This window comes from Micromonospora gifhornensis (genome assembly GCF_016863515.1).
In the GTDB taxonomy this organism is placed as follows: domain Bacteria; phylum Actinomycetota; class Actinomycetes; order Mycobacteriales; family Micromonosporaceae; genus Micromonospora; species Micromonospora gifhornensis.
Window position 1 is genome coordinate 212,762 of the sequence record NZ_BOPA01000018.1, and the last position, 26,816, is coordinate 239,577.

Sequence of the window (26,816 nt, forward strand, 5' to 3'; positions counted from 1 at the left end):
CGCGGGCTCCGATCCACCACCGCCGAGGCGGTCCGTCGCGGCTGTCCGCGACACTCGCCCGGCGATCACTGTGTGTGACCGAGCCCGTGCGAGGTGAATCGCGTTGACGCTACGGCGCAGCTCACGACCGGTCATCCGACGGTTGACCAAACATTTCGATGATTCGCTTATACAGATGTCGGTTTACGGTCGTCGATGGCAGGATGAGAGCGTGCTCGACGGCCCGACTCCCGAGATCGCTTTCGTGACAACCTTCCTGGTCTCCTCCTCTGTGGATCAGGTGTTCACTCATCTGAGTGATCCGCACAGCTACATCGGACTGTCACCGTTGATCGTGGCGGTCGACGACGTGCGGATCAGCCGGGACGCCGAGGGGCGCACGGTGACCGACTACGTCGCGGTCGAGCGGTTCCGGTTCCTGCGCCTGCTGCGCTGGGACAACCGGATCCGGGTGCGCATGGTCACCACCCGGCCGGGTGCCCAACTGGTAAGCGACGTGGTCAGTCCCGCCCGGGTGCGACTACGCGCGGTGGTGGACCTGACTGCCGAGGAGACCGGGACGCGGGTGCAGGAGCGGGTCACGGCCACCGCCCCGGCGCTGCTGCGGCGCTTCGTGACCGGCCAGGCACGTCAGGTCGCGGCGTACCGGGCGGCCGAGTTGACCCGCCGGATGAACGGTCAGGCCGAGTCCGCCTGATGCAGGAGCCGGAGTTGACCGATCTCGGCGGCGTTCTTCATCAACTCGGCGTTGACCCAGGCCAGCAGATGGGCCACGGTGTGCTCCGGGTCGTACGGCCACGGGAACGGCGCGACCTGGTCGAGGTCGGCGTCGGTGAGCCGGTCCAGCACGTCGTGCCACTGCGTCCGTAGCTCGTCCAGCCACTCGATGGTGGGCGTACCGTCGCCGGGCCAGTGGATCTCGGTGCGTTCGCGGGGTGGCCGGCCCTGCAGGTGGTCGAGGGCGACGCCCCACCACCAGCCGATGTGCCAGGTGAGCCAGGCGACGGTGGGCACCGGCACCGGATCGGGCTCGGTGTCGGCCCAGTCCGGCACCCACCGGCCCGCCGCGTCCCGGCGGACCGTCCAGCAGTGCGCGACAGGCTCCCAGCGGAACTGCTCCGGCGTCAACCGTTGCAGGTGGTAGTCGAACAGCAACCAGGTCAGGTCGAACTGCCACCGCAGCAGGTCACGACGCGAGGAGGACATCGCCAGATCATCGCATCCGACGCCGTACCGGCCGAACGGTTTTCGGTGCACGTGCGGGTCATCCGGCGGTCGGCGTCCACGGCCAGGGCACGTCCCGGTGGGCCGCCTCGACCAGCAGTGACTCGATGCCGCGCAGGAACGGCTCGACGCGCTGCGCCGGGAAGTACCGGGTGTCGGCGGTGACGATCAACTCGATCCCCTCGGGCGCGTCGAGCACCTGGAGGCGGCAGCGCCACGGGAACTGATCAAGCTCGGTCAACCAGCGGAAGCGACTGTCCGCCAGCATCGCTCGCAGGCCGGCCCCGTCGGCGTCCGACTGCGCCGGGCCGACCTCGCGCAGCAGCCGGGCGTCGTTGAGATAGCAGTAGGGCGCCAGGAAGGTCCGGTGATCGTGTCCCAGGTCGGTGAAGGTGCGCTCCCACACCGCCGGGTCGTAGTAGGCGTGCCGGTAGGCGTCCAACGCCGCCCGCCCGGTCCGGGACAGCAACTCGGTGAAGCCGGGCCGGTCGGACAGGTCGAGTCGACACAACCCGATCTGGTTGAGGGTGCCGATCGCCTCGGCGTGCCCGGGCTGGAAACGGTTGTTGGCCATCACGACGATCCCGCACGTCTGCTGGCCGCCGTCGCCGGTAAGCCCGGCGGCGGTGGCCGCCAGGATCGCGTTGGCGGTGCTGGTCCGGTTGCGGGCCGCGAGCAGCCCCACCGCGTGGTGCGCCGCCGTGGACACCAGCGAGCCGCGTCGGAAGCGGGGCTCCGGTGCCGGCCCGACCGCCTCGGACAGGCTCGGCGCGAGGCCCGCGAACTGCCGCACCCAGTACGCGATCGCCCGCTGTGAGCGCCGCTGCTCGACATCGCGTTCCCGGCCGGCGAGGCCCAGCGACTGCAGGCCGGCAGCGGCGGGGGTCACGCCGGCCAGCAACGCCCGCAGGTCGCGCAGCACCAGGTCGCTGGCGTGGAAGTCGACGGTGGCGTGACTGAAGACCACCACCACCTGCCGTACCCGGCCGTCGACGGTGACCAGCGCGGCCCGCAGCGGCCACTCGGCGACATGGTCGAACCGGGGCGTACCCAGTCGGGCGGTCAACCCGGTCGCGGCCCTTCGGCCGTCGGGGTCGTCCTCGGGTCGGAGCACCGGGTGGACGAGCACCGGCAGCCGGCCTGCGGCTGCCGCCTCCTGGTGCAGTTCGTCGTCGCGGCGGCGGAACCGGGTACGCAGCGACTCGTGCCGACTGACCAGCGCGCCGATCGCGGTGAGAGCCCGCGCGACGGTCAGCTCCACGCGGGCGGGGACGGGCAGCTGACGGGGCAGGCGCAGCGCCCGGTAACCGGCGGGGGAGTCGAACTCGTCCAGGCTGCGCCACATCGCCCGCTGTCCCCAGGTCAGCGGCGCGCTTGCGGCGCGCCCACCGTCGAACGGCGCGGAGACGACCTCCTCGCCGTCGGCGACGACCGCTACGACACCCGCCTCGGCTGCCGCGGCGGCGGCGGAAGGCGCGTCGGCGGTGGGAGGCGCGTCGGCGGTGGGAAGCGTGCCAGTGGCGGGCGGTGACCAGGGCCAGGGCACGTCGCTGTGGGCGGCGGCCACCACCAGTTCCTCCATCTCGCGCAGGTGCGTCTGCACGGCGTCCATCGCGATGTGCCGGGTGTCGGCGGTCAGCGTGATGCCCACCCCACCGGGTTCGTCCACGACGTGGGCCAACATGTGCCAGGCCGTCTGCTCCAGCCCTTCCGTCCAGGAGAAGGTGCTGGTGGCCACGGCGGCCCGAAGGTCGGCGGGCGTCGCCACCGGTGGTGTCCCGCCACCACCGACCGACAGCCGTACGTCGTTGAAGTAGTAGTGCGGCCCGAACATCGAGTCGAAGTCGATGCCCTGCTCCTCGAAGGTCGCACGCAGCGAGGCCGAGTGGTAGTACGCGTGCCGCAGGCCGTTGAGCGAGGCGATCCAGACGCGGGAGAGCAGTTCGGTGAAATCGGGCCGGCCGGTCAGGTCCACCACGCAGAAGCCGACCTGACCCAGGTTCGCCACGGCATTTGCGTACTCGGTGCGGAACCGGTTGTGCGCCATGGGATACAGACCGACAAGCGTACGGCCGCTGTGTCGGGCGGCGACCGCGTGATAGGCGGCCAGCAGCACCGCGGAGGCGCTGACCCGGTGCCGGGCGGCGACCATCCGGGCGGCCGTGTCGATGGCGGCGGAGACCAGCACGCCGCGCCGCGCCGGCGGGTCGAGCCCCGGGCCGGTCGCCTCCCACGGCTCCTGCGGCAGCCGCCGGTATTCCCGCAGCCAGTACGCCGCCGCCCGCTCGGACCGTCGGCGGTCCGGGCCGTGCTGGAACCGGGCCACGTCGGTCGACTGCGGGCCGGGTGGGGTGGGCAGCCGTCCGCGCAGCAACAGCAGCCGAAGATCACGCATCACCACCTCGGCGGCGTGGGCGTCCACCGTGGTGTGACTGAACACCAGCACGACCTGGCGTACCCGGTCGTCCACCGTCACGAGCGCCACCCGCAGCGGCCACTCGGCAGCGTGGTCGAACGCGACGTCGGCGAGCCGCTCGGCGGCCGCCCGGGCCGCCTCGGCACCGTCACCCACCCCGGCGCAGAGCAGCACCGGCAGCACCCCGGTGCCCGCCACCTCCTGCCGTGGCTCGCCGTCGACAAGCGGCAGCCGGGTGCGCAGCGCGGCGTGCCGGCTGACCAGCGCACCCACCGCCCGCAGCGCGGTGGGCATGTCGGTCGCGGCCCGCGCCGAGACACCGACGGTACGCCGCAGATTGAGGAAACGGTGGTTCGAGCCGAACCGGCTGATCGAGCGCCAGAGCACCTGCTGCGCCCAGGTCAGCGGCGCCGTGGTGGCTCCGGCACCGCTGAACTCGGCGGGTGCCAGGGGCTCCGAGGCCCACTCGACCGGAATGACGACGTCCGTGAATGGCATTCCCGACCGTAGACCGGGCCGTACGGGTGCCGGATCGATCGATCGAGTCTTACACAGTGGACCGATCAGCCGATCCGCGCTGTTGGATGCGCCGTGCACACTACTGACTCCCATCCGTCATCGGAGTGAGGCGCTGCGTGACGAACGTTGACGCGCCGGCCTGGAGTCGTACCGACTCGCCGGAATCATGCCGATCCACCGATCGGCCGCGTCTGTCGTTCGCCCAGGAACGGATCTGGTTCACCGAACAGCTGAGCCCGGGCACCGCCGCCTACGTCATCTACGCCACGGTGCGGCTGCACGGAGCGTTGGACATCGATCTGCTCCGGGCCGCCCTCGACGCCACCGCCGCCCGGCACGACAGCCTGCGGATGCGGTTCACCGAGAACGCCGACGGCGAACCGGTCGTGCAGGTGCTGCCCGAGGTCCGCGTACCGGTCACGGTCGCCGCCGCCGAATCCGACCAGGCCGCCCGGGAACTCGTCACCGCAGCCGTCGACACCCCATTCGACCTGGCCGCCGCGCCGCTGCTGCGGGCCCTGGTGGTGCGGATCGACGACGAACAGCAGCTGCTGCATCTGGCGATGCACCACATCGTCAGCGACGGCTGGTCACTTGACATCCTGCTCGGCGAGGTCGCCGCCACCTACGGCGCGCTGCGTGACGGCGGCACCGCCCCGGCAGCCCCGACGACCGGTTACCTCGACTACGCCGCCTGGCAGCGGGCCCGACTGGACGGCCCGGCCAGCGGCGACGGCTTCGCCTACTGGCGTACGGCGTTGGCCGACGTGCCGCCGCTGGACCTGCCCACCGACCGGCCCCGACCGGCCGTGCTGGCGTACGCCGGCGGCACCCACCGCTTCGCCTTCGACGCCGACCTGACCGACGGGCTGCGTCGACTCAGCCGGGCCCACCGCAGCACCCTGTACATGACGCTGCTCGCCGGCCTGCAGGCCGTGCTGTTCCGCTACAGCGGCCAGCGGGATTTCGCCATCGGCTCGCCGGTCGCCGGCCGGGTCGTGCCGGAGCTGGAACGGCTCGTCGGCCTGTTCGTCAACACCCTCGCCCTGCGCGCCGACCTGTCGCCGACCGCCACCGGCCCGGACACACCCGCCACCGAACCCAGCTTCGCGGCCCTGCTCAGGCGCACCCGCGGCACCGTCGTGCGGGCGCTGGCCCACCAGGAGATCCCGTTCGAGCGGCTGGTCGCCGACCTCAACGTGGCGCGCGACGTGAGTCGTACCCCCGTCTTCCAGGTGCTGTTCACCCTGCAGAACTACGACCAGGGCGGCAGCGGTTGGCCGCCCGGGCTGCGCGCCGAGGGGGTGGGCACGGACGCCTCGACCGCCCGTTTCGACCTGTCGCTGTACGTCGGCGAGAGCGTCGACGGGCTGCGCGGCATGTTCGTCTACAACACCGACCTGTTCGACGCCGCCACCGTACGGCGACTGGCGGCCAGCTTCGAGACGTTGCTGCGCGGCGCGGTCGCCGCACCGGACCGCCCGGTGGTCGACCTCGACCTGCTCGACCCGACCGAGCGGGACGGCACCCTGGCGCTGGGTCGACCCGAGGTCGACGACACCACAGGCGTCACCGGCGGCGCGACGACCCTGGCCGACCTGATCGACCGGCACGTCGCCGCCACCCCCGACGCCCCGGCGGTGGTCGGTGAACAGTCGCAGACGCTCACCTACCGGGAGCTGGACCGGCGGGCCAACCAGCTCGCCGGCTGGCTGCGCGGGCGGGGCGTCGGCCCCGACACCCTGGTCGGGGTGCTGCTGGAACAGTCCGTGGAACTGGCCGCCACCCTGCTCGGGGTGCTCCGCGCCGGCGGGGCCTACCTGCCGCTGGATCCGGAGCAGCCGGCCGCCCGGCTGGGCCTGATGCTCGCCGATGCCCGCCCGAGCATCGTGTTGACAAGCGCCGACCTGCGGGACCTGCTGCCGGCCGAGCTGCCCACGGCCTGCCTGGACGAGATTGCCGCCGAGGTCGCCGCCGGCCCGGACACCGCGCCCGTGGCCACCGCGACCGGTGACAACCTGGCCTACGTCATCTACACCTCCGGCTCCACCGGCACCCCGAAGGGGGTGGCGGTGGCCCACCGGCAGGTGCTGCGGTACCTCGACGGGGTCGCCGACCGGTTCGCCATCGTCCCGGCCGCCCGGTACGGACTGTTGCAGTCGATGTCCTTCGACTTCAGCGTCACCGTCTTCTATCTGGCGCTGGCCACCGGAGGTGCGGTGCACCTGCTGCCCCGCCGGTGCACCGGCACGGAACTCGCCGAGCGGCTGCGGGCCCGGCACATCGACTACCTGAAGATCACCCCGTCGCACCTGACGGCGCTCACCGCCGACGCCGAACCGGGTGACCTGCTGCCGGCCCGCGCGCTGATCCTCGGCGGCGAGGCATCCGACCTGGAGCGGATCGCCCCGCTCGCGGCCGGGCCGGCCCGGATCTTCAACCACTACGGCCCCACCGAGGCCACCGTCGGCGTGAGCACCTACGAGGTACCCGCCACCGAGACCGGTACCGGTGCGGTGCCGATCGGGCGGCCCCTGCCACACGCCCGGGTCTACCTGCTCGACGAGCGGATGCGCCCGGTGCCGGTCGGGGTGCCCGGCGAGCTGTACCTCGGCGGTGACCGGCTGGCCCGCGGCTACCTGAACAGGCCCGAGCTGACCGCGCAACGCTTCCTGCCCGACCCGTACGGCCCACCCGGCGCCCGCCTCTACCGCACCGGCGACCTGGCCCGCTGGCGCAACGACGGGCAGCTGATGTTCCTCGGCCGACGCGACCACCAGGTGAAGATCCGCGGCTACCGGGTCGAGTTGGGGGAGATCGAGGCCGCCCTGCGGGACTGCCCCGAGATCCGGCAGGCGGCCGTGCTGCTGCGCGACGACCGGCTGGTCGCCTACCTGGAACCAGCCACCGAGACGGATCCGCCTCAGCCGGCGCAGGTACGCCGCCGGCTCGCCGAACGGCTGCCCGAACACATGCTGCCCAGCCGCTGGGTGCTGCTGGACCGGCTGCCGTTGCAGGACCACGGCAAGGTGGACCGGCGCGCCCTGCCCGCGCCGACCGACCAACCGACCGGCGATGCCGAGCAGGTGGCGCCGGACGGACCGGTGGAGACCCTGATCGCCGGGATCTGGCAGGCGGTGCTCGGAGTCGCGCAGGTCGGCGCCGGCGACGACTTCTTCGACCTGGGCGGGCACTCGCTGCTGGCCACCCAGGTGGTGGCCCGGCTACGACGGGAGCTGCCCGAGGTGCTCGGCGCCGTCGCACCGACGGTCAGCGTGATGGACCTGTTCCGCCACCGCACCGTACGCGAACTGGCGCACCTGGTCGGCGGCGACGCGGCCGGCAGCAGCGGGCTGCTGTACGAGCTGACCCCGCCGGTGCCCGCCGCGCAGCGCGTCGCCACCCTGGTCTGCGTCCCGTACGGCGGCGGTAGCGCCGTGGTGTACCAGCCGCTGGCCGACGCGCTGCCCCCCGGACACCGACTGCTGTCGGTGGCCGTACCCGGACACGACATCGGCGTCGCCGACGACCCCGCGCCCATCGACGAGGTCGCCGCCGACGTCGTCGCGGAGATCCTGGACCGGGTCAGCGGCCCGCTGATCCTCTACGGACACTGCGGACCGGGTGGGGCCCTGGTGGTGGAGGTGGCCCGGCGGCTGGAGGCCGTCGGCCGGGAGTTGCAGGCGGTGTACCTCGGCGCGGTCTTCCCCTTCGGTCGACCCGCCGGCGGCCTGCTCGGGCCGTTGCTGCGCCTGCGGCTGGCGGAACGGCTGCGCAGCGACCGGATCTACCGCACCTGGCTGCAGGCGCAGGGCACCAACATCGGTCAGCTCGCGCCCGACGAGGTGCGGTTCCTGATCCGGGCGATGCGCCACGACGCCGAGGTCTCCGAGGAGTACTTCACCGAGCTGATGCGCCAGCGGGTGACACCACTGCGCGCACCGATCATCTCGGTGGTGGGGGAGCGGGACCGGGGCACCGAGTTCCACGAGGAGCGCTACCGCGAGTGGCACTTCCTCAGCGACCGCACCGCGCTCGCCGTGATCGACGAGGGCGGCCACTACTTCCTCAAGTACCGGGCCGTCGAACTGGCCGAGATCGTCACCGACGTGCACCGGCGCATCGACACCCCCGGCCCGGCGGCCGTCGAGACCTTCACCGTGGTCGACCCCGAGCCGGCCTGGCAGTTGGCCGCCGTCTCCGACCGTGGCGCCGAACCGTCACCGACCGGCCGGAGCCGGACGGACACCGCACCACCACCGAGCATGCGGCGCTTCGGCCTGGTCGCCGCCGGGCAGATCACCTCCGGCCTGGGCACCGCGCTCACCACCTTCGCCGTACCACTGTGGATCTACACGCAGACCGGCTCCCTCGCCCGGTTCGCGCTCTTCGCCGTACTGGCGCTGCTGCCCGGCCTGCTCATCGCGCCGCTGGCCGGCGCGCTGATCGACCGGTTCAGCCGGCGAGCCGTCCTGCTGACCGCCTGCGTCGCCGCCGGCGGCGGCAACGCCGCACTTGCCGTCCTGGTGCTCCTCGACCGGGTCGAGATCTGGCACTTCTACCCGTTCACCGCCTGGCTGTCGGTGGCGCTGGCCTTCCAACGCCTCGCCTTCGTCTCGGCGGTGCCGCAACTGGTGCCCAAACGGTTCCTCGGCCACGCCAACGGCCTGGCCCAGACCGCCGTCGGCCTCACCCAGTTCGTGGTGCCGCTGGCGGCCGTGGCCCTGCTCCAAGCCGTCGGACTGCGCGGCATCCTCCTGGTCGACGTGGCCTGCTACCTCTTCGCCATCACGGTGCTGGCAGTGGTGAAGTTCCCCCGCACCCTGGCCCTGCAACGCCGCGAGAGCATCGGCGCGGAGATCCTCGCCGGCCTGCGGTACGCGCTGCGCCGCCGGGAGTTCCGGGCCATGCTGACCTTCTTCGCGGCACTGAACCTCTTCCTCTTCCCGGTGCTGTTCCTGCTCTCCCCGCTGGTGCTCGGCTTCGCCGACCTCGACGAGGTCGCACAGGTCGCCCTCACCGGCGGGATCGGCGCGGCCACCGGCGGTCTGGTGATGCTGGTCTGGGGTGGCCCTCGGCACCGCCGGATGCGCGCGGTGCTGCTGGGCACCCTCGGCATCGCGGTGGCCGCCATGCTGACCGGACTGCGCCCCAACCTGGCGCTGATCGCCGCCGGCGCCTTCGGCATGTACGCGTCCCTGGCCATCGTCAACGGCGTCTACGCCACGATCATCCAGACCAAGGTGCCGCCGCGCGTGCACGGCCGGGTCTTCGCGCTCAACCAGATGGTCGCGCAGTCCACCCTGCCGCTGGGCTGGGGTCTGATCGCCCCGGCCGCCGCCCGGATCACCGAGCCGATGCTGCTCGCCGACGGCGTGCTGGCCGGCACCGTCGGCGTGGTTCTCGGCGTCGGCCCGGGACGCGGCCACGGCCTGCTCTACGTGCTGTTCGGGCTCTGCATCGCGATCACGGCGCTGGTCGCGCTTGTCACGCCGGTGCTCGCCCGCTTCGACGACCAGGTGCCCGACGCACCGCCGGACGACCTGGTCGGCATCGAGGAACGCCAGGCCCGGGCCGCCGGCATGGCGACCAGCCCGGTACCGGCCGGCCGGAAGGCGGCCTGAGGTGCCCCCGACGACACCCGCACCCCGTACGGTGCCGGACCTGCTGGACTGGCGCGCCGGTCTGCACCCGGAACAGGTGGCCGTCGAGGTGCACGGCGTGGCCACCCTGACCTTCGCCGACTGGGCCGCCGAGTCGAGTCGACTCGCCGCCGCCCTGCGGGCCCGGGGCCTGCGTCGAGGTGACCGGGTCGGCCTGCTGTTCGGTGCCGGCGACTGGACCCGCTTCGCCGTCGCGTACTGCGGGGTGCTGCGGGCCGGCGGGGTGGCCGTGCCCCTGTCCGACCGGCTCGCCGCCGGACAACTCGAATACGCGCTGACCCACTGCGCGGCCACCGCCGTGCTGCACGGCGACGACACCCCCGCCCCGCCCGTGCCGGCCGGACTGCCGGTCTGGACCTGCGCCGACCTGCTCACCGAGACGGCCCCCGAGCACGTCGACGCCCCGACGGCCCGCCCCGGTGACCTCGCCCAGATCCTCTACACCTCCGGCACCACCGGGCGGCCCAAGGGGGTGGCGGCCAGCCACGCCAACCTGACCGTCGGGGCACCGCAGCATCCCCGCCGGCTGGCCCTGGCCCACTCCCGGCGGTTCCTGCACGCCTTCGCCATCGGCACCAACGCCGGGCAGACCATGCTGCTCAACGCGCTCACCGCCAAGGCCGGCGCGCTGACCCTGCCCCGCTTCACCCCACTGCGCTTCGCCCGGCTGGTCGAGGCCCCCGGCACCGGCACCGTCTTCGTGGTCCCGTCGATCGCCGTCGAACTGCTCGACTCCGGCGCGCTGCGCGGACGGGACACCAGCGGCGTACAGCTGATCGGGTCCACCGCCGCGCCGCTGGCACCGGCGGTCGCCGCCCGGCTGGCCGAGGCCTTCCCGGCGGCGACAATCGTCAACTACTACACCTCCACCGAGGCGGCCCCGGCGCAGACCACGATGATCTACGACCCGGCGCGGCGGGACGCGGTCGGCCGACCGGTCGGCGGACAGCTGATGGTCGCCGACGCCGACGGCAACCCGCTGCCCGCCGGCACCACCGGCGACGTGTGGCTGCGCGCCCCCTTCACCCGCGCCTACTACCGCGACGAGGCCGCCAACCGGGCCACCTTCCGCGACGGGTGGGTGCGGATGGGCGACGTCGGTCGCCTCGACGCCGACGGCTACCTGTACCTCACCGACCGGCACCAGGACGTGATCAAGACCGGCGCGTTCAAGGTCTCCACGCTGGAGGTGGAATCGGCACTGTACGAACACCCCCTGGTCGCCGAGGCCGCCGTGGTCGGGGTACCGCACCCGGTGCTCGGCTCGGCGGTCGCCGCCGCCGTCGTGGTCCGCCCCCCGGCCGGCCCGGACGACCTCACCCTGCCCGTGGTACGCGGCTTCCTCGCCGACCGGCTGGCCGACTACCAGTTGCCCGCCCGGCTCCTGGTGCTCGACCGGCTGCCGCACAACGAGGGCGGCAAGGTGCTCAAACGGCAGCTCACCGACCTGTTCGAGACATGACCACCGCCAGCACAACCAGGGGAGCAGATGTGGGCACCGCCGAGGCGACGTACGCACAGCACGCGGTCTGGTTCACCGAGCAGGCCGGGACAGCCGGCGCGGCGTATCACATGGCGTTGGGCGTACGGTTCGGCGCCGAACTGGACACCCAGTCCCTCGTCGCGGCCTGCACGAGCGTGATCGAGCGGCACCCGATCCTGTCCGCCCGGATCACCGGCGACGACGACGGCACCCCGCGGCTGGCCCCGGCCGACACCCGCCCGTCGGTCGGCTTCGGTGACCTGACCGATGCCCGGATCGCCGAGGAGATCGCCCGCCCGTTCGACCTGCACACCGGACCGCTGGCCCGGTTCACCCTGCTCACCGGCGCCGACGGGGAGCACCTGCTGCTGGTCACCGCACACCACGTGGCCTTCGACGGCACCTCCAAGGACGTCCTCGCCCGGGACCTGGCCGTCGCGTACGCCGCCGCCCGGACGCACGAGCCCACCGACCCGCCGGCCCGCGTCGGCGAATACAGCGGCCCCGCGGGCGACTACACCGGCCTCGCCGCGGCCGAACAGCAGCGGGTTGCCGCAGACCTGCCCGCCGCCCGCGACTACTGGGCCCGGCACTGGTCCGGCCCCGGCGACGTGGTCCTGCCCGGTCTGCGTCGGCTGCCCACCGCCGCCGAACCCGGTGCCACCGTCGCCGCGGACCTGCCCGCCGACCTGGTCGACGGGGTCGACCGGCTGGCCCGCACCCTGGGCGTGACCCGCTTCGAGGTGCTCTTCGCAGCCCTGCATGCCCTGCTGGCCCGCTACGGCAACCAGGGCGTTCCGGTGGGGGTGGCGTTGTCCACCCGTACCCCTGAGCAGGCCGACCTGGTCGGGCTCTTCGTCAACGAACTACCGGTCGCCGCCGACGCCGCCACGGCGACCTTCCGCGAGCATGCCCTCGCGCTGCGGGCCCGGCTGCGGGAGGTGTACCGGCACCGGGCCGTACCGCTGGCCCATGCCGTGCCCGGCCTGCGGCCGGCACCGGCGCTCACCCCGGTCAGCGTCGCCTACCGGCGGCGTGCCGCCGAGCCGGCCTTTCCCGGCGTGCCCAGTCAGGTGGAGTGGACGCTGTTCAGCGGCGCCGCCCGCAACGCGTTGCACGTGCAGATCGTCGACGCGCCCACCGGCATCACGGTCGGCCTTCAGCACAGCCCTGCCGTCATCGACACCGACGCGGTACGCCGCATCGGCGGACACCTGCACACCCTGCTCGCCGCCGTGATCACCGACCCGGACCGGCCGGTGGCGCGGCTGCCGCTGCTGCCCGACACGGAACTCGACCAGGTCACCCGTGCCGGCACCGACACCGCCCGCAGCTATCCGGTGGCGACCGTGCCGGACCTGTTCGCCGCCCGGGTCGCGGCGGACCCGGGCGCCCCGGCCCTGGTCGACGGCGGCCTGACGCTGAGCTACCGCCGACTCGACGAGGCCAGTCGGCGGCTCGCCGGGGCGTTGCGGCAGCGCGGCATCGGCCCCGCATCGCTTGTGGCGATGCCACTGGAACGGTCCTGGCAGGCGGTGGTGACCATGCTGGCGGTGCTGCGCTGCGGCGCCGCGTACCTGCCGATCGACCCGGCTCACCCGGCGGCCCGGCAGCAGGCGGTGCTGGCCGACGCCGCCCCGGACCTGGTGGTGACCGCCACCGGAACCGCCTCGGACCGGCCCACCCTGGCGCTGACCGACGTCGCCCTGCTCGACGGCTCGCTGCCGACCGAACCCGACGAGCGCCCCGGCGTCGATGAACTGGCCTATGTGCTCTACACCTCCGGATCCACCGGCCGTCCGAAGGGCGTGGCGGTCCGGCACGGCTCGCTGGCGAACATGCTGTTCGGGGTCCGGGACCTGCTGGACAGCGGGCCGACGCACCGTTGGCTGCACCTGACGTCGCTGTCGTTCGACATCTCCACGGTGGAGGTCTTCCTGCCCCTGGTCACCGGCGGTCAGGTGGTGGTCGCCTCGACGGTGAGCGCCCTGGACGGCCCGGCCGTGTTGACGTTGGTCCGCTCCGCCGGCGTCACCCACGCCCAGGCCACCCCGTCCGGCTGGCGGGTGCTGCTGGAAGCGGGCCTCGGTGCCCCGGGTGACCCCGCGCCGCCGCTGGTCGCGGTCGCCGGTGGGGAGGCGCTGCCGGTCACCCTCGCCCGGGAGTTGCGGGCCCGCACGGCCCGGCTGATCAACGGGTACGGCCCGACCGAAGCCACCGTGTACGCCACGATGGCCGACATTCCCGCCGACCCCGTGGACGTCACCATCGGCACTGCACTGCCGAACGTGCGGGCGTACATCCTGGATGCGGCGGGTCTGCCTGCACCCGTCGGCCTGCCCGGTGAGCTGCACCTGGCCGGTGCCGGGGTGGCCCTCGGCTACCTGGGGCACGACGACCTGACCGCGCAACGGTTCGTACCCGACCCGTACGGTCCGGTCGGGGAGCGGATGTACCGCACCGGGGACCGGTGCCGGTGGCGGCCGGACGGGCACATCGAGTTCCTCGGCCGCACCGATCACCAGGTCAAGATCCGCGGCCATCGGATCGAGCTGGGGGAGATCGACGCTCGGCTGCTCGACCATCCCGGGGTGGCCGAGGCGGTCACCGTGCTCCGGCAGGACACCGACGAGCCGCGCCTGGTCGCCTACCTGGTGCCCCGACCGGGCGTGGTGCTGGAGCCGGCCGAGCTGCGTCACCATCTCGCGTCGAGCCTGCCGCAGGCGGCCCTGCCCAGCGACCACGTCATCCTCGACCGGCTGCCGCTGAACGCGAACGGCAAGGTGGACCGGGCTGCACTACCCGCACCGACCGCCCGGCCGACCGCCGTTGCCGCCGGGCCGGTCGACGCTGTCGGGCCGGTCGACGCCGCCGGGCCGGTCGACGCCGCCGGGCCGGTCGACAACGATCCGCTGGTGGCGGAGCTTCGGCTGATCTGGCAGGAGGTGCTGCGGATCCCCGACATCGGCGTGCACGAGGACCTGTTCGACCTGGGTGGACACTCGCTGACCATCACCCGGATCAGCGGTCGCATCCAGCAACGGCTCGGGGTCGACGTACCGCTGGACGCCTTCTTCGACACCCCGACCATCGCCGAGATCGCCGACATCGTCCGACAGGTGAAGAAGGAGTCCTGAGACGTGGATGACACTGCACTGCGCGAGCGGGTCGCGGCACTTGTGGGCGAGGCCACGGCGGGCGAGGTGGCGGCGGCCGACGTGCTGGCCGGCGACTCCCTGATCGCCCTCGGCGTCGACTCGCTCGCCCTGCTGCGCCTGGTCGACGCGATCGAGCTGGAGTACGGCGTCGAAGTCGACCTGAACGGCGGTCCGCCCCTGGACACCCTCGACGACCTGGTGGCCCTGCTGACCGCCACCGGTCCGGCAGGAGGTTGATGACCGCGTTGGCCGGCGTCAGGGTGCGCTAATCTCCCACCCAGATGGCCGTCGATGCGAGGAGTGTGATGTCCCCCAAGACCGGAAGGCCCTCCTACCTGCTCGATCCGCCCGCCCGTAAGGGGTCCGCCCGGACCCGCCTGGTCGCCGGCATCGCTGCGGCGGCGCTGGCCACCGGCCTGCTCGGCGGGCTGATCGGCTACTCCGTGGGGCGGCCGAGCGAGACCGAGGCGAGCATCGCGCAGCTGCAGAAGGCCGACGCCGAGCGCGACGCGCAGCAGATCATCGAGCTCACCGACCTGGCCCACCGGACCGGAGACGAGCTGTCGCCCATCCTCACGGCCATCCGGCAGGCGTCGGACGCCGGCCGCCCACCCGAGGCGGCGCAGGTCGGCAAGTGGCAGCAGACCATGCGGCAGCTGACCGAGCGGTTCGCCGACCCGCCGTCGGGTACGACCGCCACGAACGTCGCCCGTGGCGGGCTGCGCAGCGCGGTGGAACAGGCCGCCATCGCGGTCGACACGCTCGCCCTGGCCACTGCCGACAACACTGCCGACGAACGGCTGACGCTGGCCGCGCGGCAGGCGGCTGTCGCCGTGACCACCTGGTCGGTGGCCGCCACCCAGCTCGACCAGATCAACATCGACGCCGGGCAGGGCCACCAGCACGTGCACCTGGACACCGGCGGCGCGGACGGCGCCTTGACGCCCGACGGCGCGGCCGAGGGACACGGCGGCTGATCCGCGCTGGTCCCCGCCGGCATCGGGCCGGCCGGCGGGGATCTCGGGCGGTAAGGACTTCGGGCGGTGAGGACTTCGGGCGGCGCGGCGGAGCGAGGGGTCACCCCGCGCAGCAGCTGCCCCCGGCGGAGGCGGTGACCAGACCGAGTTCGGAACGCGGCAGGTCCACGCTCGGGGTGGCGGAGCAGACGCCGGTCTCGGGCAGGTCGAGTTGCACGTCACGGGCGGCGACCCAGTCCCCGGCCAGGGCCGCGGCGACGGAGCGGACCTGCTCGTATCCGGTGGCCATCAGGAAGGTCGGGGCGCGACCGTAGGACTTCATGCCGACGGCGAAGTAGCCGGGTTCGGGTTGGGTGAGTTCGTCGACGCCGTGCGGGCGGACGGTGCCACAGGAGTGGTCGTTCGGGTCGATCAGTGGGGCGAGGGCCCGGGTGCAGCCCAGCACGGGGTCGAGGTCGAGGCGTAGTTCGGCGGCGATGCGGTGGTCGGGTCGGAAACCGGTGGCGGCGACGATCCGGTCCGCGGTCACCGTACGCCCGTCGGCGGCGGTCAACTGGATGTTCCCGTCGACGGCGGTGACGGCGTGCACCGCGAAGCCGGTGACCAACCGGACCCGACCGGAGTCGACGAGCAGTGTGACTCCGGTGCCCAGCGCGCCCCGGCCGGGAAGCGCGTCGGCGTCCCCGCCGCCGATCGCCCGGTCGATGGAACCGCTCCGGGTGGCCCAGGTGACGGTCGTGCCCGGCTGCTGTGCCGCCAGTTCGGCGAGCGCGAGCAGCGTGTTCGCGGCAGAGTGTCCCGCGCCGACGACGACGGTGTGTCGGCCGGCGTAGCGCTCACGGTCGACGCCCAGCACGTCGGGCAGCGCCGGGTCGACGAACGTTCTGGTCTGCGGGTCGGTCTCGCCGTGCGCGGGGAGTCCGTTGGCGCCGAGCACGTTCGGGGTGCGCCAGGTGCCGGAGGCATCGACGACCGCGGCGGCGAGGACGTCCTCGCCGGTGGCCAGGCGTACGACGAACGGCGCCTGCTCACGGCCGGCGGTCCGCACCCGGTCGACGCCGACGCGGCCGATCGCCGCGACCGGGGCGTCGTAGCGGACGTGCCTGGCGATCTGCGGCAGCGTTGCCAGGGGCCGCAGGTACGCCTCGACCAGCTCCGCGCCGGTGGGCAGCAGGTCGGGGTCGGGGCCGACCCAGCCGGCGGCTTCCAGCAGCCGCCGGGCGGCGTGGTCGACGTTGTACCGCCACGGCGAGAACAGCTGCACGTGGCCCCACTCGGTCACGGCGGCTCCGGCCGAGGTCCCGGCTTCCAGCACCGTGAAGGGCAGCCCTCGCTCGTGCAGGTGTGCCGCCGCGGCCAGCCCCACCGGCCCGGCGCCGATCACCACGACCGGGTACGGCCCGTCGACCCGTCCGGCCATCGGAGTCGTCGTGCTGACATCAGGCGCGGCTGATGTGCCGACCGGGTCGCAGCAGGTCGCGTCCGCCGCGACATTCTCGTCCGGGCCGCAGCCGGTGTCGGCCTGTCCGGCGGCCGCATCGGTGCCGCAGCATGCTGCGGTGGCCTGCTCCTCGCTCATGATCACGACTTCCTCTGCTTGTTGACGTGGGCGGACGCGTGTCGTCAGGCGTCGCGTTGCGTCCGGCGACCGGGTGATCCGGCCAGGACCGGCTCCGGCGCGGCGGATCAGCTGCAATCGATCAGTGGCTCGATTCCTGTCGAACCGGTGCCCTACCTTGCATCCTAGCTAGACGACTGTCAAGCTAGACGCATGTCGGTCCTTCCCGTGCTGGACGCCGCGTCCGGCTGCTGCCCGCCGCTGGCCGTGCAGCCTCTCGCCCCGCCGGTCGCCGGCGAGCTGGCACCGCTGTTCAAGGCGCTGGGCGACCCGGTCAGGCTGCGGTTGCTGTCGCTGATCGCCTCCACCACGGAGGTGTGCGTCTGCGAGCTGACCGAGGCCTTCGACGTCACCGGCGCGACCATCTCGCACCATCTGCGGGTGTTGCGTGAGTCCGGCCTGGTCGACAGTGAACGCCGGGGCACCTGGGTCTACTACTGGGTCCGCCGGGAGGCCCTTGACCTGCTCGGCAACCTGCTGACCAGCAACACCGACACGCCGAGCCGTGGCGCACCGGCGCCACCGCAGGTGCGACCCGAAACGGATCAGCAGCAACTGATATCAGCCAATCCTGATGTGGTGCGGTTGTTGGCGGATCCGTTGCGGGCGCGGATCGTGCAGATCCTCGCCGACGGCCCGGCGACCACGTCGCACCTGGTCGCGGACACCGCGGCCAAGCAGCCCAATGTGTCCGGACACCTCAAGCTGCTGCGCGAGGCCGGTGTGGTGACCGCCGAGCCACGCGGGCGCTTCACCTACTACCGACTCGTCCCGGAGGTCCTGCAGGGTGCGGCGCTGCACCTGGCCGACCTCGCCGCGCAGGCCCGCGCCCATTCCGAGAACTTCCGGGCCTGCTGACAGTGACGACCACCCCGACCGGCGTGGTACCGCCGGCAGTCGTCGCGCGGCTGTCGCGCCTCGACCGCTTCCTCCCGCTGTGGATCGGCCTGGCCATGGCCGTCGGCCTGCTGCTCGGCCGGCTCGTCCCCGGTCTGAACACCGCACTGGAAGCGGTCACGATCGGTGGGATCTCGCTGCCGATCGCCCTTGGACTGCTCATCATGATGTACCCGGTGCTGGCCAAGGTCCGCTACGACCGGCTCGACTCGGTCACCGGGGATCGCCGACTGCTGCTGTCCTCGCTGCTGCTCAACTGGATCATCGGCCCGGCTCTCATGTTCGCCCTGGCCTGGATCTTCCTCGCCGAGCATGCCGAGTACCGCACCGGCCTGATCATCGTCGGTCTTGCCCGCTGCATCGCCATGGTCATCATCTGGAACGACCTGGCCTGCGGCGACCGGGAAGCCGCCGCCGTCCTCGTCGCCCTCAACTCGGTGTTCCAGGTCCTCGCGTTCGGCCTGCTCGGCTGGTTCTACCTGTCCGTGCTGCCGGACTGGCTGAACCTGTCCGGCGCGCAGTTGCAGGTCTCCGGGTGGGACATCGCGGTCAACGTGCTGATCTTCCTCGGCATCCCCCTGCTCGCCGGCTACCTCACCCGCCGTCTCGGCGAACGCGCCAAGGGCCGCGCCTGGTACGAGCGCCGCCTCCTGCCGAAGATCGGCCCGGTCGCCCTCTATGGGCTCCTGTTCACCATCGTCATCCTGTTCGCTCTGCAGGGCGACGCCATCACCTCGCAGCCGTGGGACGTCGTGCTGATCGCGGTGCCGCTGCTGGTCTACTTCGCGGTCATGTGGGCCGGCTCCTACGCCCTCGGCCGGGCCATCGGGCTGAACTACGCACGCACCACCACCCTCGCTTTCACCGCCGCCGGCAACAACTTCGAACTCGCCATCGCCGTGGCCATCGGTACGTTCGGTGTCACCAGCGGCCAGGCCCTCGCTGGTGTCGTCGGCCCGCTCATCGAGGTCCCGGTGCTTGTCGCCCTGGTCTACGTCAGCCTCGCCCTGCGTCGACGCCTGTTTCCCGCCGACCCGGTTACGTCAACGAGTCCACCGATAGGAAGCTCCGTGTCCGACGACAAGCCCAGCGTCCTGTTCGTCTGCGTGCACAACGCCGGCCGCTCCCAGATGGCCGCCGGCTGGCTGCGTCACCTCGCCGGCGACGCCGTCGAGGTCCGCTCCGCCGGGTCCGCACCCGCGGAGACCATCAACCCCGCCGCCGTCGAAGCCATGCGCGAGGTCGGCATCGACATCACCCACCAGACCCCGAAACTTCTTGAGTACGACACCGTCGAAGCCTCCGACGTTGTCATCACCATGGGCTGCGGCGACGTCTGCCCCGTCTTCCCAGGCAAGCGCTACGAGGACTGGAAGCTCGAAGACCCGGCCGGCAAGGGCGTCGAAGCCGTGCGGCCGATCCGCGACGAGATCAAGACCAGCGTCGAGCAACTGCTCGCCGACCTCATCCCGACGACCGGATCAGGTGGGGCTGCCGTAGCGAGGCGAGGGTGAGTCCGTCCCGGTCGAGCTGATCAAGGATGGAGCGGATGTTCCTGGCACCGGAGCGGGCTGCGCCGGTGCCAGGAACGGATCACCCCGGTCAGCTTGTCGTGCAGCGCAGGCTCGGAGCGCTGTTCGTACCGGCGAACGTGCCGAGGAAGCCGAACGTGGTGCTGGCCCCCGCGGCCAGGGTGCCGTTGTAGCTGACGTTGCGGGCGGTGACCGCCGACCCCTGGCTGGTGACTGTCGCGTTCCACGCCTGGCTGATCGTCTGCCCGTTGGCGAAGGTCCAGGTCACCGTCCAGTTGCCGATCGCGGCCGAGCCGGCGGTGACCCGTACCTCGGCCTGGAAGCCGCCGGTCCACTGATTGGTCACCGCGTACGTCGCCGTGCAGGCGTCACCGCCCGGCGCCGGGGTCGTCGGCCCCGGCGGTGGGGTGGTGGGTCCCGGCGGTGGGGTGGTCGGCGGGGGAGTGGTGGTGGGGCCACCCCACCCGGCGGTCGAGTCCAGCCAGGCGGCGCGGCGCAGCATCCAGTCCCGCAGGTACTGCACCTGTCCCTGCCAGGTCGGCGCGGTCGGGGTGATGAACGGGCCGATCATCCGGGTGCTCAGGTTGGGCCAACGTTGGAAGTTGCGCTGCGCCGCGTTGGTCAGCGGCGTGCTCAGCGCGTTGAGGCGGGACTGCAACGCCGCGTCGGACAGCGGGCCGCGGCGCAGCGTCTGCCAGCGCAGCCGGACCTGGTTGACGAAGGCCGGGTCGCGCAGCAGTTGCGTGAACCAGTCGTTGGCCAGCGGCTGTCGGCCCTGCTGGTGCTGCCAGCCGGAGGTCTGGTCGTTGGCGAAGTAGCCGCCCACCCCGAAGCTGAGGTCGTAGTCCCACAGCGGCCCGGCGAAGATCTTGGTGTCCCGGTCCTTGTAGAAGTAGGCGCTGCGGACGTAGGAGTCCATCTCCCGGCTCAGCTCGTTGACGATGAGCTGGTCGATGAAGGAGTCCACGTCGATGTACGCGCGATAGCCGGTCGTCGGGTCGGCGAAGTTCGGTGCCCGCAGCACGTTGTGGAATTCCTGGATGTGGTTGCGCAGCCAGTCACGCTGCTCCGGTTGCAGCGGGGACGGGTCGGCGACCTCCAGGTAGTTCCAGCAGGTGGCGGCGGGACCGGTGCACGGCAGGGTCGGCTCCTCGGCGGCCATCCACTCGAACTTGAAGATGTAGCCGCCGGTGATCCTCGGCAGCGTCCGGTCGTCGGCGCGCAACTGCTTGAGGTCGAGGCGGTTCTTCGAGTTCTTGATCGTCTCCACGATCATGTAGACGCCCATGTAGTCGTCGGCGCCGACCGGCCCGGCGTCGGTGTTGAGGTAGAACTCCGCGAAGGCGTACCGGGGCGCGGGCAGGCCCATCTCCCGACCCAGGTCGTAGACGAACGCCTCCCGGATCAGCGCCTTGTCGGTGAACGGGCCGCGCAGCACCCAGTCCGAGTCGGCCGGCATGCCCAGCACCGGATAGTCGGCGTCATCGTCGTCGTTGTCCCAGAACTCGATCCGGTACGGCGTCTTGTCGAAGCTCGACGACGACTGCCCGCGTAGCCGGAACCCGGCGCGGGTCGCCACGGTGGGCGCGGCGGCCAGCGAGGTGGTGCCCCCACCGGGCTCGAAGATCATGGTGGCGGCGTCGAAGTAGTCCCGCTGGGGACGCCCGGCACCGTACGAGTCGATCAGGATCACCGGCAGGTCGTGGGCGGTGGTGGTGTTGCGGGCGACGTACATGGCGGTGCCGGGCGCGCCGGTGGCGGTCTGTCCGACGAAGGCCTGGGCGCGCAGTTGGGTGGTCCGGGTCAGCCGCAGCGGTGTGCCGGAGTACACCGTCGACGCGGCGGTGGGCAGCCGACCGTCGGTGGTGTAGCGGATCTGGGCGTCGCTGACGGTGGTGCCCAGCGACACCGTGACCTCGCCGGCGAAGGTGCCGCTGGGTACGGAGAAGGTGATGTCGCCTGTCAGGTCGTCGGCGGCGGCGTTGACGCCGGTGTCGACGGCCGGGCTGTTGCCGATCGGTGCGGTGGCGGGTTCGGCCCCGGCCGGCGGCGATGCCGGCAGGAGCAGTCCGGCGACGAGCACGGCAGCGGTGACGATGCCGACGGCTCGTGCCGGGGTGACGAGGCGGGTACTGCGGACGGTCAGACGCACGATGCCTCCTGGACGGATCGAGCGATGGTGGACGGTGTGGTGCCCGTCGAGGGTGTGCTGTCGCGGAAATGCCGGCGCAGCGTGCGCCGCCACGGCGAGTCCGGCAGTTCCGGGCGCAGGGCGGCCAACCCGGTGGCGTACTTGGAGATGCGTACCGGCCGCGTGCCCCGCTGCCACAGCAGCCGGTCGGCCACCGAGGCGGCCCGGCTGGTCTTGGTCTCGACCACGGCGAGGTCGGGCAGGCGCAGCGTACGGTCGCCGCACCGCCAGGTCAGGTCGGTGTCGACGGTGACCCGGCTGGCGGTGGCGGGCAGCAGCAGGGTCGCCCGCCGGTACGTGGTGACGAGCACCGGATCCAGCGTGCTGTCGACCGTCGGGCAGACCGCCTCGCGCTCCAGCGCCTCCTGCACGAAGGTGCGACCGGGTTGCACGGTCGCCCGATCCTGTGGCCGGTAGGGCAGCCGGTGCTTGGTGAGGCTGCCCCGCGCCCCACTGATCTTGACTTCGAGCCAGCACTGCGCGGAGTCCAGGTAGCTGCGGGTGCGGACCTTGAACCGCCGGCGTCGCCGGTACGCCGCGCAGTGGTAGCTGGCCAGCCGTGGGGTGTCGAAGTACACCGACTCGTACCGGAAGGCGCGCACACCGTCGATGTCCAGCACCCGGGCGTACGGGGACAGCTGTGCCAGCAGTTCCGGCAGTTCGTCGAGGGGTACGACGTACTTGCGGTCGACGCGGGTCTGCAGGGCGGCCCGGTCGACGAGTTCGGTCAGCCCGACCGGCGCGAGTTCGGTCCACGGCGCGGTGATCGGGGTCATCGAGCCGCTCCCGCCTGCGCCGGCCTGCCCGCCGCCACCGGTGCGCCACCCCGACCCCGCACCGAGTACCGCACGTCGACCAGGGTGGTCTCGTTGACCAGGTCGAGTCGTTGCACGGTGGCGGTGTGCACCCGGGCGCCGAGCAGTTGCTCCAGGTGGGCGACGAGGGCGACCTGGTCGGTGACGGCGGAGTCGAGCACGATGATCTGGTGCCGGTAGCTGCGCAGCAGCCGCGGATGGTCGCCGAGGAACATCACCACGAGGATCAGCGCCATCAGTCCGCCACTGAGCCAGACCGAGGTGGTGCTCAGCGCGCCGAGGATGCCCAGGGCCAGCGCGGAGAAGTAGTAGGCCACCTCGTGCTGGTCGAGCTCCGTCGACCGCAGCCGGATGATCGACAGTACGCCGAACAGCGCCAGTCCCAGTCCGAGCCCGGCGCCGACATTGCTGGCGCTCAGTGCGCTGGCCACGGCGAGAACACCGACGTTGACACCCAGATAGGCGACGACGAGATCGCGGCGACGGTGGCGTGGAAAGTAGAGCCCGAAGACGAGCAACACCACCGCGCAGATGTCGATCGCGAACAGGACGAGCTGCGGCATCTTCTCCGTCCTCCTGGGTCGCTGCCGCGCCGGCCTGGCACCGTCCGCGCGGCGTGCCACACGCGAGCGACGAGCGGCCGAACACAGCCGGAACTTCCGGTCAACTTGCGGGAACGATTTCGGAATAGTAAACCTACGCATCGAAACCGGTCAATGCTGATCACATGGTCGCCAATGCGACGGCTCGCCCTCGCCGGCGGTCGGGCCGGGCGATCGCCATTCGCCGAGGTCGATTGCCTCCGGGTGTCCCGGAAGGGGCTTCGGTGACCATGCGTACGGGTCGTGGTGCTCGATCAGTTGGCCGCGCTGCTCGACCGGTCGGCGGCGCTGTCGGTGTCGCTCAAGTCCTGAAGGTCGGAAACGATCACCCGTGCCTTCCGGATCTTCGGCTGTACGGTCGGCGCGCTCGCCGGCCGACGCGACCGGCGGCCCCCTGTCTGCACTCCGCCGCCGCATCCGGCTGATCGTGGCGCTGAGCGGGCACCACCTGGTTCTTCGGGCGTCGCCAGCCTCGTGATCAAGCGTTTCCGTGCGGTGTCGGCAGCATCGAAACTTCCGAAAAAGTTCCGGAACTCATTGACGAGCGTGAAACCACGCTGAAATACTTCCGACCAGTAAGGCCGATGCGATCCCTTTGTCAGGGAATCGCGGGCATCGTCCCTATCCCGCGAGTCCGGATTCATGCTGCCCACCCTCGGGCCACCGGACCCGGAAGGAGCATCAGATGAGCAAGGATTCCTCCCGAGCACCCGGACGGCCGAGGCGGCTGCGGGCGGCCCTGGCGCTGACTGCCGCGGGTCTGATGGCAGCGGCCGGCGCTGTGGTGCTGCCCGGCAACGCCAGCGCCGCCGAGACCACCCTCGGTGCCGCGGCAGCGCAGAGCGGACGTTACTTCGGCACCGCGGTCGCGGTGAACCGGCTCAACGACTCGGCGTACACGAACATCCTGAACCGCGAGTTCAACCAGGTCACCGCCGAGAACGAAATGAAGATCGACGCGCTCCAGCCGCAGCAGGGGCAGTTCAACTGGGGCAACGGCGACCGGCTCGTCCAGCACGCCCGCAGCCGCAACATGCAGGTCCGGGGCCACACCCTGGCCTGGCACTCGCAGCAGCCGGACTGGATGCGCAACATGTCCGGCCAGCAGTTGCGTAACGCCATGCTCAACCACGTGACCCAGGTCGCCACCCACTACCGTGGCCAGATCGCCTGGTGGGACGTGGTGAACGAGGCGTTCGAGGACGGATCGAGCGGCGCTCGCCGTAACTCCAACCTGGAGCGCACCGGCAGCGACTGGATCGAGGCGGCCTTCCGCGCCGCGCGCACCGCCGACCCGAACGCGCAGCTGTGTTACAACGACTACAACATCGACAACTGGAACGACGCGAAGACCCAGGCCGTCTACCGGATGGTCCGGGACTTCAAGCAGCGCGGCGTCCCGATCGACTGCGTCGGCCTCCAGTCGCACTTCACCGGTGGCTCGAACTACCCGAGCAACTACCGCACCACGCTGTCCAGCTTCGCCGCCCTCGGCGTCGACGTGCACATCACCGAGCTGGACATCCGCAACGCGCCGAGCGACGCCTACCGCAACACGGTGAACGACTGCCTCGCCGTCCCGCGCTGCAAGGGCATCACCGTCTGGGGCATCCGTGACTCCGACTCGTGGCGCTCCAACGAGAGCCCGCTGCTGTTCGACGGTGGTGGCAACAAGAAGGCCGCCTACAACGCCGTGCTCAACGCGCTGAACAGCGCCGCGCCCGGCGGCGGCGACCCGACCACCCCGCCGCCCGGCACCACTCCGCCGCCCGGCACCACCCCGCCGCCCACCAACCCCGGCGGCTGCACCGCGACGATCTCGCCCGGTCAGGTCTGGGGCGACCGCTACAACACCTCGGTGAACGTCAGCGGCGCCAACACCTGGTCGGTGGTCGTCAACATCACCCCGCCGCAGCGGATCTCCGCCACCTGGAGCGGCAACCCCACCTGGGACGGCAGCGGCAACGTGATGACGATGCGCTCCAACGGCAGCGGCAACACGTTCGGCTTCACCACCATGATGAACGGCAACTCCGGGGCCCGACCGCAGATCGTGTCCTGCACCGCTGGCTGATTCACACCACCACCGGCCGTCGGCCGTGCGGGTTCTCCCGCACGGCCGACGGCTCGTCGCGTGCTCGTCGCCTTTTCGGCGATACGGCGGCCATCCACCCCACCTGACACCGCCATTACGCCGAAACGGCGTCGATCAACCAGCGCTACGCGACTGACACGCACGCGAGGTCATCGGTTGAGCAGACGGGTGAGTCCGGCAACGACTGCGGTGGTGAGCATCCACCCGACGAGCACGAGCAGCGCCGAGATGTACTGGCTGGCACCGGCGGCGCGCCATGCCCCGTCGTGCCCGAGGTTGATGATCGGCAGGAGGAGATCGAGTGACTGTAGTGCCGGGTTGCGCTCAGGTGCCGCGTCGGAGCGGGGAGTCGATGGCTGGACCGTGAACGTCAGCGTTCCGAGAGCCCAGAATGCGGTGAGCCAGACACCGGCGAGCCAGGGCCGGTAGCCGTAGCCGACAACACCGTCGAGAAGGTACCCGAAGATCCGCTTCGGACGGTTCAGGGTTGCCCTACGTTGGCGCTGTTTCTCCAGGAGCACCCGTCGGGCTTCCTGGTCCTGGCCGTTCTGCCGATAGTGGGCGGCCAGTTGCTCGTAAGGCTGCGGTGCGTAGCCGTCGGGGCTGCGGCGCAGCCAGTCCAGACGCTGCCCGACAGTGACCGACTGCGGTGGCAACGGCGACCCACGGGGCGCGGGCGAGCGTGCGAGCAGCAGCCGGTAGCTGCATCCGACCAGGTCGAGTTCTGCCGGCCAGGTCGCCGGATTGTCGAAGATCGAGTCGGCCTGGAGGCCGCTGAGACGTACCCGGCCGACTGGCGGGGCTGCGAAGGTCAGCCAGAGAGTCGCAACCCGGGCGCCGCCGAGGTGCAACGCCCAGATACCCGTGGTGCTGATCCGCGCCTCGGTGAAGTTCAGTTGGTTGCCGATCTGCGCGTGGACCAGGATGATGCCGCCTTCGGCAGTGAATCCGTACCGGGCGGAGAAGCTGCCGGCGATGGTCAGACGATTGGCGTCGATGGCCGGTCCGCGCGAACTATGCACGGTGGCGCCGGTGAACAGCACGTCACCGCCGATGGTCGCGGCAGAGAGCCAGACTCTGCCGTACGCGACGAATCCGGACCTGCCGCTGAGATCGCCGCTCACGGTCATCCGCGCAGCGGCAAGCGCGTCGTCCGGCGTCCCTGAATCGCCCAACGTGGCGCTGTCGAGCGTCAGGGACCCACCGATTCGCGCATCGCGCAGGTCGGCAGGGCCGGTGATGCGGCATCTGGTCAGGTTGAGGTCACCACGGACTTCCAAGAGCCGGGCATGAAAGCCCGGCAGCACGCATTCGATCAGGGTGATGCCTGCGGTGCAGGCGTTGGTGAGGTCCAGAACGTCGGTGATCGTCACACCGACGAGGAACACCGGTACGCCGACATCGGCCTGCCGGACGTCAAGGCGGCCCACGATCCTGGCGTTACGCAGCCGTAACGCTGCCCGGGGGGATGCGGCCCGGTCGACCGCACGCGTCACAAGATCGGCGACGACATCGGCGCGAACTACGGCATCCTTGAGGTCAAGTTCCTCACCTCGGAAAAACGCTGACTGGAGCCGTCGCTCAGCCGGGTCCAGCCGGTCGCGGCGTCCTCCCATGGCAGTGATG

The 26,816-nt window shown here is 71.6% G+C and carries 16 protein-coding genes and 2 pseudogenes; 11 read left to right on the forward strand and 7 right to left on the reverse strand.

Annotation, left to right across the window (positions count from 1 at the left end; genetic code table 11):
* The first annotated feature begins 211 nt into the window (after window positions 1–211).
* Window positions 212–697 carry an SRPBCC family protein gene (locus tag Vgi01_RS13390; RefSeq protein ID WP_239088939.1) on the forward strand — a complete coding sequence of 162 codons (486 nt, stop codon included), beginning with the start codon at window positions 212–214 and terminating at the stop codon, window positions 695–697.
* Here the strand turns inward: Vgi01_RS13390 and Vgi01_RS13395 are convergent.
* Window positions 679–1,206, reverse strand: coding sequence for a DinB family protein (locus Vgi01_RS13395; protein WP_204291216.1), 528 nt, complete (start codon window positions 1,204–1,206; stop codon window positions 679–681). The two genes, Vgi01_RS13390 and Vgi01_RS13395, sit on opposite strands and share 19 nt — an antisense overlap.
* Before the next feature lie 58 nt (window positions 1,207–1,264).
* Window positions 1,265–4,138 carry a condensation domain-containing protein gene (locus tag Vgi01_RS13400; protein WP_204291217.1) on the reverse strand — a complete coding sequence of 958 codons (2,874 nt, stop codon included), beginning with the start codon at window positions 4,136–4,138 and terminating at the stop codon, window positions 1,265–1,267.
* A gap of 137 nt (window positions 4,139–4,275) precedes the next feature.
* Between Vgi01_RS13400 and Vgi01_RS13405 the strand changes: the two genes are divergently transcribed.
* The 5 genes from Vgi01_RS13405 to Vgi01_RS13425 all read left to right on the forward strand — a co-directional run bounded on the left by Vgi01_RS13405 (window position 4,276) and on the right by Vgi01_RS13425 (window position 15,440).
* Window positions 4,276–9,783: a non-ribosomal peptide synthetase/MFS transporter gene (locus Vgi01_RS13405; RefSeq protein ID WP_204291218.1), complete on the forward strand. Its 5,508-nt coding sequence runs from the start codon at window positions 4,276–4,278 to the stop codon at window positions 9,781–9,783.
* 1 nt (window position 9,784) lies between these two features.
* On the forward strand, window positions 9,785–11,284 hold the full coding sequence (locus tag Vgi01_RS13410; RefSeq protein ID WP_239088940.1) for a class I adenylate-forming enzyme family protein: 1,500 nt from the start codon (window positions 9,785–9,787) through the stop codon (window positions 11,282–11,284).
* A complete protein-coding gene (locus Vgi01_RS13415; protein WP_204291219.1) occupies window positions 11,281–14,442 on the forward strand; it encodes a non-ribosomal peptide synthetase in 3,162 nt (1,053 codons plus the stop codon). Before Vgi01_RS13410 ends, Vgi01_RS13415 begins: the two co-directional genes overlap by 4 nt.
* A gap of 3 nt (window positions 14,443–14,445) precedes the next feature.
* Complete coding sequence (locus tag Vgi01_RS13420) at window positions 14,446–14,700, forward strand: acyl carrier protein (protein WP_204291220.1); 255 nt, start codon at window positions 14,446–14,448, stop codon at window positions 14,698–14,700.
* Window positions 14,701–14,768: 68 nt separating this feature from the next.
* Window positions 14,769–15,440 carry a hypothetical protein gene (locus tag Vgi01_RS13425; protein WP_204291221.1) on the forward strand — a complete coding sequence of 224 codons (672 nt, stop codon included), beginning with the start codon at window positions 14,769–14,771 and terminating at the stop codon, window positions 15,438–15,440.
* A gap of 100 nt (window positions 15,441–15,540) precedes the next feature.
* Here the strand turns inward: Vgi01_RS13425 and Vgi01_RS13430 are convergent, their stop codons facing one another.
* A complete protein-coding gene (locus Vgi01_RS13430) occupies window positions 15,541–16,860 on the reverse strand; it encodes an NAD(P)-binding domain-containing protein (protein ID WP_204291260.1) in 1,320 nt (439 codons plus the stop codon).
* Window positions 16,861–17,211: 351 nt separating this feature from the next.
* Here Vgi01_RS13430 and Vgi01_RS30620 point away from each other — a divergent pair.
* The 4 genes and pseudogenes from Vgi01_RS30620 to Vgi01_RS30635 form a co-directional block, all read left to right on the forward strand.
* Window positions 17,212–17,556: pseudogene (locus Vgi01_RS30620) on the forward strand (ArsR/SmtB family transcription factor); the annotation flags it as partial.
* Window positions 17,557–17,637: 81 nt separating this feature from the next.
* Window positions 17,638–17,916 (forward strand): ArsR/SmtB family transcription factor, encoded by a 279-nt coding sequence (locus Vgi01_RS30625; RefSeq protein ID WP_275409913.1) that lies wholly within the window; start codon window positions 17,638–17,640, stop codon window positions 17,914–17,916.
* Window positions 17,917–17,939: 23 nt separating this feature from the next.
* Window positions 17,940–18,941 (forward strand): annotated as a pseudogene (gene arsB, locus Vgi01_RS30630) (ACR3 family arsenite efflux transporter); the annotation flags it as partial.
* Window positions 18,942–19,025: 84 nt separating this feature from the next.
* A complete protein-coding gene (locus Vgi01_RS30635; RefSeq protein ID WP_275409914.1) occupies window positions 19,026–19,469 on the forward strand; it encodes an arsenate reductase ArsC in 444 nt (147 codons plus the stop codon).
* Between the two features lie 88 nt (window positions 19,470–19,557).
* Here the strand turns inward: Vgi01_RS30635 and Vgi01_RS31135 are convergent, their stop codons facing one another.
* Genes Vgi01_RS31135 through Vgi01_RS13455 form a run of 3 tightly spaced genes read right to left on the reverse strand, consistent with a single transcriptional unit; the run spans window position 19,558 to window position 23,056 of the window.
* On the reverse strand, window positions 19,558–21,639 hold the full coding sequence (locus Vgi01_RS31135; protein ID WP_204291224.1) for a CotH kinase family protein: 2,082 nt from the start codon (window positions 21,637–21,639) through the stop codon (window positions 19,558–19,560).
* Window positions 21,630–22,454 carry a polyphosphate polymerase domain-containing protein gene (locus Vgi01_RS13450; RefSeq protein WP_102656459.1) on the reverse strand — a complete coding sequence of 275 codons (825 nt, stop codon included), beginning with the start codon at window positions 22,452–22,454 and terminating at the stop codon, window positions 21,630–21,632. Before Vgi01_RS13450 ends, Vgi01_RS31135 begins: the two co-directional genes overlap by 10 nt.
* Window positions 22,451–23,056, reverse strand: coding sequence for a DUF4956 domain-containing protein (locus tag Vgi01_RS13455; RefSeq protein ID WP_102656458.1), 606 nt, complete (start codon window positions 23,054–23,056; stop codon window positions 22,451–22,453). The genes Vgi01_RS13450 and Vgi01_RS13455 overlap by 4 nt, the downstream gene beginning before the upstream one ends.
* A 724-nt stretch (window positions 23,057–23,780) precedes the next feature.
* On the opposite strand from Vgi01_RS13455, the gene Vgi01_RS13460 reads away from it, so the two are divergent.
* Window positions 23,781–25,169: an endo-1,4-beta-xylanase gene (locus Vgi01_RS13460; RefSeq protein ID WP_204291225.1), complete on the forward strand. Its 1,389-nt coding sequence runs from the start codon at window positions 23,781–23,783 to the stop codon at window positions 25,167–25,169.
* Window positions 25,170–25,339: 170 nt separating this feature from the next.
* On the opposite strand, the gene Vgi01_RS13465 is transcribed toward Vgi01_RS13460, so the two are convergent.
* Window positions 25,340–26,620 carry a hypothetical protein gene (locus Vgi01_RS13465; protein ID WP_204291226.1) on the reverse strand — a complete coding sequence of 427 codons (1,281 nt, stop codon included), beginning with the start codon at window positions 26,618–26,620 and terminating at the stop codon, window positions 25,340–25,342.
* Between the last annotated feature and the right edge of the window lie 196 nt (window positions 26,621–26,816).

Bases quoted from the DNA above. Each gene is read 5' to 3' on its own strand.
- Vgi01_RS13395 (WP_204291216.1), bottom strand. From the start codon at position 1,206: ATGTCCTCCTCGCGTCGTGACCTGCTGCGGTGGCAGTTCGACCTGACC.
- Vgi01_RS13400 (WP_204291217.1), bottom strand. From the start codon at position 4,138: ATGCCATTCACGGACGTCGTCATTCCGGTCGAGTGGGCCTCGGAGCCC.
- Vgi01_RS13415 (WP_204291219.1), top strand. From the start codon at position 11,281: ATGACCACCGCCAGCACAACCAGGGGAGCAGATGTGGGCACCGCCGAG.
- Vgi01_RS13425 (WP_204291221.1), top strand. From the start codon at position 14,769: ATGTCCCCCAAGACCGGAAGGCCCTCCTACCTGCTCGATCCGCCCGCC.
- Vgi01_RS13430 (WP_204291260.1), bottom strand. From the start codon at position 16,860: ATGGCCGGACGGGTCGACGGGCCGTACCCGGTCGTGGTGATCGGCGCC.
- Vgi01_RS13450 (WP_102656459.1), bottom strand. From the start codon at position 22,454: ATGACCCCGATCACCGCGCCGTGGACCGAACTCGCGCCGGTCGGGCTG.
- Vgi01_RS13455 (WP_102656458.1), bottom strand. From the start codon at position 23,056: ATGCCGCAGCTCGTCCTGTTCGCGATCGACATCTGCGCGGTGGTGTTG.
- Vgi01_RS13460 (WP_204291225.1), top strand. From the start codon at position 23,781: ATGAGCAAGGATTCCTCCCGAGCACCCGGACGGCCGAGGCGGCTGCGG.